The 12,520-nt window shown below is 63.6% G+C and carries 13 protein-coding genes; 7 read left to right on the forward strand and 6 right to left on the reverse strand.

Annotation, left to right across the window (positions count from 1 at the left end):
• Positions 1 to 388, reverse strand: a 388-nt coding sequence (locus tag V9E98_00520) for a hypothetical protein (GenBank protein ID MEI2715480.1), incomplete at its 3' end; no start/stop codon positions are given.
• Between the two features lie 16 nt (positions 389 to 404).
• Between V9E98_00520 and V9E98_00525 the strand changes: the two genes are divergently transcribed.
• The 3 genes from V9E98_00525 to V9E98_00535 all read left to right on the forward strand — a co-directional run bounded on the left by V9E98_00525 (position 405) and on the right by V9E98_00535 (position 1,412).
• On the forward strand, positions 405 to 632 hold the full coding sequence (locus V9E98_00525) for a hypothetical protein (GenBank protein ID MEI2715481.1): 228 nt from the start codon (positions 405 to 407) through the stop codon (positions 630 to 632).
• On the forward strand, positions 629 to 850 hold the full coding sequence (locus tag V9E98_00530) for a hypothetical protein (GenBank protein MEI2715482.1): 222 nt from the start codon (positions 629 to 631) through the stop codon (positions 848 to 850). Before V9E98_00525 ends, V9E98_00530 begins: the two co-directional genes overlap by 4 nt.
• 313 nt (positions 851 to 1,163) lie before the next feature.
• Positions 1,164 to 1,412, forward strand: a complete 249-nt coding sequence (locus V9E98_00535; GenBank protein ID MEI2715483.1) for an alpha-ketoglutarate-dependent dioxygenase AlkB — start codon at positions 1,164 to 1,166, stop codon at positions 1,410 to 1,412.
• A 6-nt stretch (positions 1,413 to 1,418) separates the two neighbouring features.
• On the opposite strand, the gene V9E98_00540 is transcribed toward V9E98_00535, so the two are convergent.
• The 3 genes from V9E98_00540 to V9E98_00550 are packed head-to-tail and all read right to left on the reverse strand — an operon-like array spanning position 1,419 to position 3,605.
• The gene (locus V9E98_00540) at positions 1,419 to 2,216 is read right to left on the reverse strand and encodes an aminoglycoside phosphotransferase family protein (GenBank protein MEI2715484.1); all 798 of its coding nucleotides are present in this window, start codon (positions 2,214 to 2,216) and stop codon (positions 1,419 to 1,421) included.
• Positions 2,213 to 3,388, reverse strand: a complete 1,176-nt coding sequence (locus V9E98_00545; GenBank protein ID MEI2715485.1) for an N-acetylmuramoyl-L-alanine amidase — start codon at positions 3,386 to 3,388, stop codon at positions 2,213 to 2,215. The genes V9E98_00540 and V9E98_00545 overlap by 4 nt, the downstream gene beginning before the upstream one ends.
• Positions 3,270 to 3,605 (reverse strand): hypothetical protein, encoded by a 336-nt coding sequence (locus V9E98_00550; protein ID MEI2715486.1) that lies wholly within the window; start codon positions 3,603 to 3,605, stop codon positions 3,270 to 3,272. The genes V9E98_00545 and V9E98_00550 overlap by 119 nt, the downstream gene beginning before the upstream one ends.
• 97 nt (positions 3,606 to 3,702) lie before the next feature.
• Here V9E98_00550 and V9E98_00555 point away from each other — a divergent pair, with 97 nt between their 5' ends.
• The 3 genes from V9E98_00555 to treS are packed head-to-tail and all read left to right on the forward strand — an operon-like array spanning position 3,703 to position 8,631.
• Positions 3,703 to 4,371: a histidine phosphatase family protein gene (locus V9E98_00555; protein MEI2715487.1), complete on the forward strand. Its 669-nt coding sequence runs from the start codon at positions 3,703 to 3,705 to the stop codon at positions 4,369 to 4,371.
• The gene (locus tag V9E98_00560; GenBank protein ID MEI2715488.1) at positions 4,368 to 5,303 is read left to right on the forward strand and encodes a cation diffusion facilitator family transporter; all 936 of its coding nucleotides are present in this window, start codon (positions 4,368 to 4,370) and stop codon (positions 5,301 to 5,303) included. The genes V9E98_00555 and V9E98_00560 overlap by 4 nt, the downstream gene beginning before the upstream one ends.
• Positions 5,304 to 5,310: 7 nt before the next feature.
• On the forward strand, positions 5,311 to 8,631 hold the full coding sequence (gene treS, locus V9E98_00565) for a maltose alpha-D-glucosyltransferase (GenBank protein ID MEI2715489.1): 3,321 nt from the start codon (positions 5,311 to 5,313) through the stop codon (positions 8,629 to 8,631).
• 55 nt (positions 8,632 to 8,686) lie between these two features.
• Here the strand turns inward: treS and V9E98_00570 are convergent, their stop codons facing one another.
• Complete coding sequence (locus V9E98_00570; protein ID MEI2715490.1) at positions 8,687 to 9,097, reverse strand: RNA-binding protein; 411 nt, start codon at positions 9,095 to 9,097, stop codon at positions 8,687 to 8,689.
• A 204-nt stretch (positions 9,098 to 9,301) separates the two neighbouring features.
• Here V9E98_00570 and zwf point away from each other — a divergent pair, with 204 nt between their 5' ends.
• Complete coding sequence (zwf, locus tag V9E98_00575) at positions 9,302 to 10,690, forward strand: glucose-6-phosphate dehydrogenase (GenBank protein MEI2715491.1); 1,389 nt, start codon at positions 9,302 to 9,304, stop codon at positions 10,688 to 10,690.
• A gap of 27 nt (positions 10,691 to 10,717) precedes the next feature.
• On the opposite strand, the gene V9E98_00580 is transcribed toward zwf, so the two are convergent.
• A complete protein-coding gene (locus V9E98_00580; protein MEI2715492.1) occupies positions 10,718 to 12,499 on the reverse strand; it encodes a glycoside hydrolase family 15 protein in 1,782 nt (593 codons plus the stop codon).
• Positions 12,500 to 12,520 lie beyond the last annotated feature (21 nt).

Here is a 12,520-nt window from a genome sequence, read left to right on the forward strand (position 1 = left end):
ACAAAACAACGACATCCTGTTCGGCGGCCGGGACGACGACATCCTCATCGGCGGCGCCGGCGACGACACCATCGAAGCCGACCGGGAAGTCTGGAGCGTCAACGCCGCCTGGAGCGTCCACCGGCAGACCCAGACCGCGGGCGACACCACCACCTACCAGCCGGTCTATGCCGGCATGAACCTCGACACCGCCACCTTCACCGGCAACGACACCGTCCATGCCGGCGGCGGCGACGACTGGGTGCTCGCCGGCGCCGGCGACGATTGGGTCGATGGCGGCCAGGGCAACGACGTGATCTTCGGCAACATCGGCGCCGACATCCTCCAGGGCGGCACGGGCGACGACGTCATCGACCAGCGGCGACAATCGCGACACCACCAGCGCCACCGGCCACGGCAACGACTTGCTCGACGGCGGCGCCGGCAACGACGAACTCCATGGCGACGGCGGCGACGACCGCATCATCGACCCCGATGCCGCCAGCACCGGGCTGGGCAGTGCCATCGGCACGCGGCTCGACGTTCTCACCGAACCCTCGTTGAACAGCCACAGTATCGTGCTGCTCACCGACGTCTTGAAAGTCAGCCGTGGCGGCGCGCCGAGTAACAGCACATGGGAGCTTGCCGCATGAGACTTCTTCTTGCTCTTCTGGCGCTCCTGCCTCTAGTGGCGGGTTGCGCCACGCCTTCGCAGATGGCGGTCGATGCCGAAGTCAAGCGTTTGTGCGCCATCGACGGTGACATCAAGGTTTATGAGACCGTGAAGCTGCCGGCGGACAAGTTCAACCAGTGGGGGCAACCCGAAGATGTATCAGGAACGCGTCGAGAACAAGGCGGCGTACCAACATGATGGTACGCGGACGGTGATGGAGTTCTTCCTCGGAACGAAATATACGTTGAAGCGAGAGACAAGGTACTACCGCCAAGGCGATCCAGATATGTTCCGCTTGCATACCCAAGTCTTTCGCCGCTTAGACGGAAAGCTGCTTGGGGGAATCCGTGTTCTACAAACGTGGGGGTGGTGATCCGCCGGGTCCATGGCACGGATCGACCTTCATGTGTCCCCAGCCGACTGCCACCAACGATCGTCGAGAATTTTCGAAAAGGAGTAATGCTGTGAGCCAGACCACAAGCTACTACACGTACGCTGAATTGTCCCTTACATGGGGTCGCGCATCGGGCGGGGTCGTAGTGAGGACACCCTGGTGGCGGTGCTGTCCTTGGGGAGCGCCAGACAGTTCCTGCTCCGGCCCCGCGACGGTGGTACGGCGCTGCGGTTCACCGTCGGTCACGGCGACCTGCTCGTGATGGGTGGCAGTTGCCAGCGGACCTGGGATCACGCCGTCCCCAAGACCCGACGTCATGTCGGCCCCCGGATCAGCGTTCAGTTCCGGCCGCGAGGTGTGGCCTGACCGCGGTCACACTGATCTGTCGGACAGCAGTCGCCCCAGCAGATCTTGGAGCTCCCAGGTAGCGAGGTAGACCTCAGCCCGGGCGACATCTGCTGCGATCCATTCGTGCTCCGCCCGGAGTCGCCCTGATTCGGCCGCGGGCAGCGAGTGCAGGACGGCAACCGTATCCAACGCCGGGTCACCGATGACGGCGCCATCCCAGTCCAGTAGACCCACGAATCCGCCGCTGTCGTCGATCAGCAGGTTGTCGCTGCCGAGGTCGCCATGAAGAATCCCCAGCGGGGCCTCGGCAGCTGTTGTCGCGGCAACATTCGCGGCCGCGATGTGTCTTTCGGCATCCGGAAGGTGAGACCGATTGGCGTCAGCGCGAGTCACCAGATCGGCCCAGAGCGTTGGCCAGGAGATCTGCTCGAACGGCCACGCCCGAGTCGAGCGCAGCCGGGAAAGTGCGCAGGCAACCGCCGGTTCGGTGGGCTGATTCCTGGCAACCGCGGTCAGCAGAGGGGTGCCAGCGAGGCGCTCGAGCACGAGGTGCGCGACACCCACCGGTCCACCGGCGACTGAGACTACGCGTGGGGCGCCGAGCCCCTTGGTATGCGCGACACGATGTCGATCAGCGATCGTGTCAATGCGCTCGGCGTCGAGCGGTCGTAGTGGGAAGCGCCACACGACACCGAGGTCGGTCGCGAACACCATATTCGCCGCACCCTGCCATTGCTCCGTAACCCTGCCCTCGATGTGGGTTCGACAACTGTCGATGAAGGTCAGAATGCCGTCGTCTTGTTCTCGCTCGTCCGTGATCATCGTCGGCCGGCGCGAACGGTGACTTCCTTGTCGGGGACGAAGGCCAGACGGTGGTTGTAGTGAATGGCCCACCAGACTTGGCCGGCGGTTGCGATCCGGTATTCCGACACGTAGGACTGTCCGAATCGGCTGTACCCGAGACCCTGGTCCTGACACATGGAGAAATCCGAGGAGGCGTTGGGACTGCTGTATATCTGCGTGCTGGCCCGGTTCTTGAACGTGACCACAGCTCCCCGCCCGGGCATTGTGAGATCGTGTCGAATCCACCCTCGAGTTCCGTTGAACCAGATGCGGTCGTAGCGGACTCCGTTGCGGCGAGCGTGACGGTCGGAGACAAAGGTCGATCCCCAGTCGGCTTTCGCTCGCAGGTCAGAGACGGTCTCGGGGTAGTTCGTACTGGTCCCGTTCGGGCCTGCCCCCGGTTCGAAGACAACCGCCGGGAAGTTGTCACAGACGAAATCGCGAACGTTGAATACGGGGTCGCCCGTCGACGTGTCGGGGGGGATGAACGTGGTCGGATCCGAAGCGCCGAGAACCAGCCGGCTCAGGTCGGGGCGACCCTCGTTGTCCGCGTACACGGGGCTGAACTCGGTGTGCAATCCGTTCGACCAGTCCCAGACATCGCTGGCTCGGGCGAACTGCCGGCCCGGTACGAGTGATCGAAGTTCACTGCTTTGGCCCCGGTAAGCCTGGGGAAGTTCGGGCTTCACCAGTTTGCCCCGCCGGGCATCGTCATAGGCGGACTCGAGCAACGGCCAGTAGTAGTTCCAGTCCCAGTACGGTCCCGGGTCCCAATGCTGATTGTGGACATTCCCGATGGTGATCGGCACTCCCGCCTCAAGCGGTCCTCCGGGGACATCGGAGTGGGTGAGGATGTGTGACCGATCCAGTGGGATGCGGTACTTGGCTGCGAGCCACCCCACAAGTTCTGCCGACCGCTGGTACAGGCGAGGGGTGTAGTAGCCGTTGGGAAAGGCCGCAAATCCCACGTGTTCCACACCGATCGAGTGTTGGTTCATCCAGAGGTTCCCGGACTGGTGGACGATATTCGTGTCACGTACGAACTGCGTCACCGCTGGGTATGACCCCCCCACCTGCCCCGAGACCAAGTAATGCGCAGCGCAGCAGTTCCCCGGGGTGGTGAAGAGACCGACGGTCCCGTCGTAGGACACATCCGTGTCGTGGATGATCGAGGTACCGGATGTCGTCAGCGTCGCGCTGCGCTGGGATGTAAGTCGATGGGGCTGCCGGGATGAATGTCGAGATGTCCGGGTAATCCGCGTGGGCGGGTGGACCAACGGCCAGTCCTGCGAGAAGTGCCACGGCGAGCATCAGCGTGGAGATCGAACCTCGGGAGTACTTGCCCATTTCGACCACTCCAATTGCCAACTGTCTGGCGAAGTCTACGAGTCGTGGAACTCGCAGTCGCGGCGAGTTCTGGGCACATTCGGGTACTAGGCGCAAGGGGCCTCACTACGCTGACGGTGTGCATGTCTACCTGATGCGTCACGGCCAGAGTCATGTGAATCTCGCGGACTTGACCGAGACTCATCGCGATGAACCACTCACCGACACGGGCCGAGCTCAGGCAGAACGGGCAGCCGACTACATCTCGCGCACGATCCGCCCGACGTCGATCTACGCCAGCACGGTGGCCCGGGCCATGGAGACCGCCGAAGCAGTCGCTGGTGCCTGCGACTTGGCAGTCCAGCCCGACGACCGACTGCGGGAGATCGGCACCGCCCACCCGGACGGCTCGCCGGTTTCCGAAAGAGACCTGATGCCCTACGTGCCGGACATGTGGGGCACGCTGCGACCTTACGAACCCGTCACTGACGGGGGGGAGTCCTGGATGCAGTTCCGGGCCAGAGTCGGATCATTCGTCGAGTACCTGGTTCCCGCCCGGGACCGGTTCGGTGATCGCGAGGTCGCTGCGGTCCTGGAGGATCAGACTGTCCTCGTTGTCTGCCACGCCGGTGTCATCGAGGCGGTCTTCGAGTATGTCTTCGAGAAGGGGCCCTGGAGTGTGGTGGCGGTCCACACTCAGCACACCGGGCTGTCTCACTTGCAGTACCGACCCATCCCACACATGCCGGACTGGTGGCTGCACTTCCACAACCGCATCACCCACCTGCCCGAAGACTTGGTGACATGAGCAGCACCACATCAACAGCCGGTGGTGAACTGACCGACCTGTCCAAGTACGGAGTGCTCTCCCTGGTCGTGGGATTCGTGGTTCTCGCCCTGAAGCTGGGGGCCTGGTGGGTCACGGGTTCGGTGGGCCTGCTGTCGGACGGATTGGAATCACTGGTCAACATCGCCGCCGCCTCGGTCGCGATCGTCGCGCTACGCACAGCGAGTCGCCCACCGGACGCCGTCCATCAATTCGGGCATGGCAAGGCTGAGTACTTCTCGGCCCTTGTCGAGGGAGCCATGATCGTCGTCGCGGCGACGATGATCATCATCTCGGCGGTCGGTCGGTTCCTGAACCCCCAGCCCCTGGAGCAGGTCGGACTTGGACTGGCGATCTCGGTGGTCGCTTCCCTGCTCAACGCTGCGGTGGCGCTTGTGTTGTTCCGAGTCGGGAAGGACCACGGATCACAGGCGCTCATCGCCGATGCCCATCACCTGGTCACCGATCTGTGGACGACAGGGGGCGTGCTGATCGCCGTCATCGTGGTCTCCCTGACCGGATGGGAGCGCCTGGATCCCATCATCGCGCTGGCCGTTGCGGTCAACATCATCTTCGTCGGGGTCCGTCTGCTACGCAGATCCACTGCCGGCCTGATGGACGCGGCGCTGCCCGATGACGAGATGGCCTCCGTGCGCACCGTCTTGCGCGAGTACCAAGGAGATGACGTGGTGATACACGGTCTTCAGACCCGTCAGGCGGGGCGCCAGCGTTTCGTCTCCATGCATGTGCTGGTCCCAGGGTCGTGGTCAGTCACGAAGGGGCATGACCTGTGCGACGACATCGAAAGCGATGTCCGCGAACTGCTCCCCGGAACTGTGTGCTTGACCCACCTGGAACCGTTGGAGGACCCGCGCGCCTGGGCTGACCTGCACGACGGGCACCAAGATGTCTAGATCTCGCGTGGATGAGCCGACTGCGGACTGGTACCGCACGGCTGTCATCTACCAGGTGCACGTTCGCTCGTTCGCAGACGGCAACGGTGACGGGATCGGGGACTTCGCGGGATTGACCGAACACCTGGACCACATCCAGGACCTCGGGGCGACGGCCGTCTGGCTCTTGCCGTTCTACCCGTCTCCGTTACGCGACGGCGGTTACGACATCGCTGACTACACCGGCATCAACCCTGACTACGGCACCATGCGCGACTTCAAGAAGTTCATCGCCGAGGCGCACACGCGCGGACTGCGCGTCATCACCGAAGTTGTCATCAACCACACCAGTGACCAGCACCAGTGGTTCCAACGGTCCCGGCGTGCCAGGCCGGGCACCAAGTGGCGGGACTTCTACGTCTGGAGTGACACCGACGACAAGTACCGGGATGCCCGGATCATCTTCACCGACTTCGAATCATCGAACTGGACGTGGGACCCAGTGGCCGGGGCCTACTTCTGGCACCGGTTCTACTCCCATCAACCCGATCTGAACTTCGACAATCCGGAGGTTCACGAGGCCGTGCTCCGGGTTGTCGACTTCTGGCTGTCGCTCGGCGTCGATGGCCTTCGCCTCGATGCCGTTCCGTACCTGTATGAACGAGAGGGAACCACCTGCGAGAACCTGCCCGAGACTCATGAGTTCCTCCGCCGCCTGCGGGCACACGTCGACGAGAAGTTCCCCGATCGGATGCTGCTCGCGGAGGCCAATCAGTGGCCGGAGGACACCCGGGACTACTTCGGCGACGACGATGAATGCCACATGGCCTTCAACTTCCCGGTGATGCCTCGCATGTACATGGCGGTGCAGATGGAGGACCGGTTCCCACTCGTCGACATTCTGCAGCAGACCCCGGAGATCCCGGCGCGCTCCCAGTGGGCGCTGTTTTTGCGCAACCACGATGAGTTGACGCTCGAGATGGTCACCGACGAGGAACGCGACTACATGTACCGCGTGTACGCCGCCGACAACCGGGCGCGCATCAACGTCGGTATCCGGCGCAGACTCGCACCCCTATTGGACAACGACCGGCGCAAGATCGAGTTGCTCAACGGGCTCTTGCTGTCCTTGCCCGGGACCCCGATCATCTACTACGGCGACGAGATCGGGATGGGCGACAACATCTACCTCGGTGATCGTGACGGGGTGCGCACTCCCATGCAGTGGAGCGCTGACCGTAACGCGGGCTTCTCGTCCGCTAATCCACAGCAGTTGTTCCTGCCGGTCAATATCGACCCCGAATACCGGTTCGAGTCGGTCAACGTCGAGTCACAGCAGGCCAACCCGAGCTCGCTGCTGCTGTGGATGCGTCGGCTCGTCACCTTGCGCCAACAGCACCCGGTGTTCGGGACGGGCGACATCGAGTTCCTGCTGCCTGACAACTCCAAGGTCATGTGTTTCCTGAGGTACGACTCCGAATCCGTCATGCTCGTGGTGGCGAACCTCAGCCGCTTCTCCCAGTTCGTCGAACTCGACCTCGCCCACCACAAGGGTCGGATCCCGATTGAGTTGTTCGGAGGGACGACGTTCCCGGCCATCGGGGAATTGCCCTATCTATTGACACTCGGACCGCATGCTTTCTACTGGTTCGAGTTGGAGCAGGCCGAGTACGACCTGGATGGCGCGGGCGACGGACTCCCGACCGTGCCGACCTCCGCGACGTGGGACACCTTGTTCGAGAGCAGACGTTCCCGGGCTGCGATCGAAGCCGTCCTGCCGGCTGTCTTGGCGACCCGGCGGTGGTTCGGGGGTAAGGGCCGCAGGATCACGGGTCTGAGCATCCGCAACTCCATCGACCTTCCGTTGGGTGGGGTGCGCGACGAGGCCCGACTGCTGCTGGTGGACATCAGCTACTCGGAAGGAGAGTCGGAGACCTACGTCATGCCCGTGACCTTCCTCCCGGAGGCGTACGCCGAGGAGTTCCTCGCCGACCACCCAGGTGCCGGCTTGATGCGGCTCATCTCCCATGGGGATCCCGCTCGCGGAGGGGTTCTGTGTGACGGCATGAGCGAGGAACTGTTCACGCAGCGGCTCCTCGAGTTGATGACTTCGAGGAAGCGGTATCGAGACCATCAGGTGGAGTTGCGCGGCGTCACGACCCGGAATCTGGCACCGGTGCTCCGCGATGTGCCCATCGCCGAACTGTGGCCGTCCGTTCACCGCGGTGAACAGAGCAACTCGACGGTGTTCTTCGGTGAGCACTTGGTCATCAAGCTGTATCGCCGATCGGGGGAGGGCATCAACCCCGACTGGGAGTTGAGCCGCTACCTCACGGAGCGCTGCGGATTCGCTCACACGCCGAAGGCTCTCGGTGCGATCGAAGTCCTGGAGAACAGCGGCGCCACCCGCACACTCGCGGTCGCCCATGAGCTCGTGCCCAACGAGGGGGACGCGTGGCAGTACTTCCTGCATCAACTCGGCGGGTACTTCGAGCGTCTTCCTTCCGTCGGTCGGCGCCCGCTACGGGGCAAGTCCGGTGACCATCCTCTCGGCCTGGACCGCTCCGAACCACCCGACCTCGCCGAGGAACTCATGGGCCCGATCCTGGGCAACGCCGAACTGCTGGGACTTCGTACCGCTCAACTCCACCAGGCGCTTGCAGCTGATACCACCGATCCTGACATGCGACCGGAGCCGTTCAACCCGCACTACCAGCGCTCCTTGTACCAGTCGATCCGTAACCAGATCCGTCAGGCGGTCGAACTGCTGCGGGCGCGACTGGATTCGATGCACGTGTCCGACCGGGCCATGGCACTGGAGGTCATCTCACGTGAGAGCGAGTTGGTCGCAACACTCGACGACATCCGGCAACTACGTGTCAATGGCCTTCGCATGCGTATCCACGGCGACTACCACCTCGGGCAGGTGTTGTTCACCGGCAAGGACTTCATGGTCATCGACTTCGAAGGTGAACCCGTCAAGGCGATCTCGGCACGCCGGATCAAACGCTCTCCGCTCCGCGACGTCGCCGGAATGCTGCGTTCGTTCGATTACGCCGCTTTCTCCGCCAAACGCGAGTACATCGAAAGATTCAATCTGCGCCGCACCGCTGCCGAACTGGCCGATGTCGGAGCGGCTTTCTGGTTGGCCTGGGTCGGGAATCGATTCCTGGATACGTACCTGAAGCAGGTGGCCGGCAATCTCTTAGTAGAAGACGACCACTCCACTGACGTGCTCCTGCGCGCCTTCATCGTGGAGAAGGCCTCCTACGAGGTCGCCTACGAGCTGAACAACCGACCCGACTGGGTGGGGATTGCCTTGCACCGACTGGTGGGCATGCTTCCTTGACCCGCCCATGACTGAGGGGTCCCATCCGATGGATGGGACCCCTCAGTGTGGTCAATCAGTATCCGCGATCCGGGTAGCCGCCACGGCCGCCACCGCCGCCGCCGTAGCCACCACGGCCGCCGCCGCCGCCGTAGCCGCCGCCACCGCCACGGTTGCCGCCGTAGCCGCCGCCACCGCCACGGTTGCCGCCGTAGCCGCCACCGCCGCCGCGACCTTCCTCGCGGGGCCGGGCCTCGTTGACGACGATGCGCCGCCCGTCGAGTTCTTGGTCGTTGAGGCCGTCGATCGCGGCCTGAGCTTCTTGATCGGTCGCCATCTCGACGAAGCCGAAGCCGCGGGAACGGCCGGTGTCGCGGTCGGTCAGGACACGTGCGGACTGCACGGATCCATACTGGGCGAATGCCTGCTCCAGCGAGTCATCTCGCACAGAGTAGGGGAGGTTGCCAACAAACAGTCTGTTCCCCACGGGGAAACTCCTTCATCTCGGAACTACGCCGAAAAGGAACTTCCCACACTCGGCCGTGCCCCGAGTATCCCAGCCGAACTGCTCTGGGGCAAACGCCTGACGGATGTTTTGCGCCATTCACGTGTCCTGACACCGGGATCTGGCATGTAGGTCGCGTGTCGGCTGGGGCTTTGACAGGGTGAGGGGGCACGAAAGGGGTGCCCAGTGGCAGAACAGTCCGACGTATTGGTGATCTTCGGGATCTCCGGCGACCTGGCCAAAGTGATGACTTTCGGATCGTTGTACCGACTCGAGCGGCGCGGAAAGCTGAACTGCCCGATTGTCGGGGTCGCTTCGACCGATTGGTCGATGGATGATCTTCGCAGTCATGCCCGCGCGGCGATCGAAGGCACCGGACTCACCATTGACGACAAGGTCTTCCAGCGGTTGATGGATCGTTTCACCTATGTGTCGGGGGACTTCCTGGTGTCCGACACCTACACGCGGGTGGCTGCAGCCGTCGGCCGGGCGAAATCACCGGCGTTCTACCTGGAGATACCCCCCTCGTTGTTCGGACGGGTCGTGCGGCACTTGTCCGAGGCCGGACTGACCACCGACGCGCGGGTCATCGTGGAGAAGCCCTTCGGACATGACCTGGCCTCGGCGCAGGCGCTCAACGACGAGTTGCACCAGTACATCTCCGAGGAACAGCTGTATCGCATCGACCACTTCCTGGGGAAGATGCCGGTCGAGGACATCCTCTACCTGCGGTTCGGCAACCAGATCCTTGAGCCGGTGTGGAACCGCAAGTACGTCCAGAGTGTGCGCATCACGATGGCGGAGAACTTCGGTGTGGCGGACCGTGGCTCGTTCTACGACCCCGTGGGGGCGCTGCGGGACGTGGTCCAGAACCACTTGATGCAGGTGTTGAGTCTGGTGGCGATGGAGCCTCCGGCCGGTGTCGGGACGGACATCATCAACGACCGCAAGCGGGACGTGTTCATGGCCATGCCTGCTGCCGAACCTGACTCCTACGTGCGCGGCCAATATGAGGGATACCTGGACGTCCCGGGCGTCGCTACGGATTCGACCACTGAGACCTTCGTGGCCCTCAGGCTGTCCGTGGAGAACTGGCGCTGGCATGGGGTCCCGTTCTTCATCCGCGCGGGGAAGTCGCTGCCTGAGCGGGTGACGGAGGTCCGAGTGGTGTTTCATCGGCCACCACCGCTGCCCATCGCCGGGGCGCCGTCCGAGCATCCGTCCGGCAACGAACTGGTGCTGAGAATCGACCCGAATCCCGGTGCCCGGCTGCAGATGGTCGGCAAGGCAGCGAGCAGCCACAACTTCCGTGATCTCCACATGGACATGGAGTTCGCGCAAGAAGGGGGCGACGGACCCACTCCCTACGAGGAACTGTTGAGTGCGGCGATGGCGGGGCGCAAGGACAACTTCGCCGACCAGAACGCGGTCGATGAGACTTGGCGCATCGTCCAGCCGTTGCTGGACGCTCCACCGCCGGTGGTGCCGTACGCCGAGGGCACATGGGGGCCCTCGCAAGCGGACCGCCTCGTCAAGGCTTACGGGGGTTGGCACGCCCCCTGGCTGGGCGACTGATCGGGAATCGACTGTCTCCCTGGGAAGCTATTGCGCGCTGCGACCGCGGTGGATCGCATGGGCGGCGTTGATCAAGCCGATATGTGAGAACGCCTGGGGCATGTTGCCGAGCATCCGGCCCGCGTCGGGGTCGTACTCCTCGCTCAGCAGGCCGACGTCATTGCACAGTGCGCAGAGGTCGTCGAACATGCTCTCGGCACGTTCTTGTTCCCCGATCAACGCTAGACACTGGACGAGCCAGAACGAGCAGATCAGGAACGTCCCCTCCTCGCCGACCAGGCCATCGTGGGTCTCGTCGGTGCGGTAGCGCAGGAGCAACCCTTGCTGGGAGAGGTCACGTTCCACCTCATGCACGGTGTTCACGATGCGGGGATCGTCTGGGGGAAGGAATCCGACGAGCGGGATCATCAGCAAGCTGGCATCCATCGCTGTTGTGTCGTAATGCTGGGTGAAGCACTGACGGTCCGCATCGACGGCGTTGGTGCAGATGTCCGTGTGGATCTCGTCGGCCAGTGATTGCCACCGTTCGAGATCACCCTCCAACCCGAACTCCCTGATACACCGCACGATCCGGTCGATCGCGACCCACGCCATCACCTTGGAGTACGTGAAGTGTTTGGGGTCGCCGCGCACCTCCCAGATGCCCTCATCGGGCTCCCGCCAGCGTTGTTCGACGAATCCGGCCACAGCCAACTGGAGCCGCCATGTCGCGCCGGGGACGTTCTGAGCGCTCATACCGAACTTGCGGCCGAGGTAGGCGGCGTCGCTGAGTTCGCCGTAGACGTCCAGTTGGAACTGCCCCGCGGCGCCGTTGCCGATCCGGACCGGGCTGGAGTCCTCGTAACCCGCCAACCAGTCCAGGGTCCATTCCGGAATCCACCGCTTGCCGGTGATCGTGTACATGATCTGCATGTCCTCGGGGGCGCCGGCCACGGCGCGGATCACCCAGTCACGGAAACTGTAGGCCTCCTCTACGTAGCCTTCTTCGATCAAGGCCGTCAGAGTCATGGAGGCGTCCCGCAGCCAGGTGTAGCGGTAGTCCCAGTTGCGAGACCCCCCGAGCGCCTCCGGCAGCGATGTTGTCGCGGCGGCGGCAATCGCGCCGGTGGGGTGATAGCTCAGCGCCTTCAAAGTGATCAGGGAACGCACGACCGGCTCACGGTGGACCCCCGTGTAGGCGGCGGTGCTGGCCCATTTCTGCCACCACTGTGTGCAGACGCGCGCGGCGACCAAGGGATCACGCGGCAACGGTGTCTCGGCCCAGGGTCGGTGCCAGATCGCCTGGAGGGAACGGCTCTCACCTGCGGTCACGGTGAACTCGCAGATCGCATCCCCGCGCTCGATCCGAGCATCGGCCGGGGCAATGTGAAGCATGGTGTCGGGTCCGGCTTGAGCCTCGATCCCGGCCGCGGACATTGTGTAGAACGGTTTGATCCGCCCGTACCCGAAGCGCGGCGAGAGAGTCGAACGCATGTCGACTGAGCCGGACACTCCGGTCACGATCCGGATGATGACCGGATGATCGACGCGAATGGGCATGAAGTCGATCACACAGATCACACCCGTGCTGGTCGTCATCGTCGTTTCCAGGACCAGGGTGTCGGGCCGGTAGCGACGTTCCACCGCCAGGATCTCCTGTTGTGGTGTCACCGTCCAATGACCGTTCGCGGATGTCCCGAGCAAGGACGCGAAACAGGCATCTGAATCCAGTCGAGGCAGACACAACCAGTCGATCGCGCCGGTTCGGGAAACCAGGGCGCTGGTGTGCAGGTCGCCGATGAGCGCGTAGTCCTCGATGAGCTCAGCCATGCGGTCATCGTGCCGTAGGGC

It is taken from the genome of Candidatus Nanopelagicales bacterium, from assembly GCA_037045355.1.
Taxonomy (GTDB): Bacteria; Actinomycetota; Actinomycetes; order S36-B12.

What these genes read in the sequence shown, in the direction of transcription:
- V9E98_00540 (MEI2715484.1), bottom strand. Translation starts at nt 2,216, where the DNA reads ATGATCACGGACGAGCGAGAACAAGACGACGGCATTCTGACCTTCATC.
- V9E98_00530 (MEI2715482.1), top strand. Translation starts at nt 629, where the DNA reads ATGAGACTTCTTCTTGCTCTTCTGGCGCTCCTGCCTCTAGTGGCGGGT.
- V9E98_00580 (MEI2715492.1), bottom strand. Translation starts at nt 12,499, where the DNA reads ATGGCTGAGCTCATCGAGGACTACGCGCTCATCGGCGACCTGCACACC.
- V9E98_00560 (MEI2715488.1), top strand. Translation starts at nt 4,368, where the DNA reads ATGAGCAGCACCACATCAACAGCCGGTGGTGAACTGACCGACCTGTCC.
- V9E98_00535 (MEI2715483.1), top strand. Translation starts at nt 1,164, where the DNA reads ATGGGGTCGCGCATCGGGCGGGGTCGTAGTGAGGACACCCTGGTGGCG.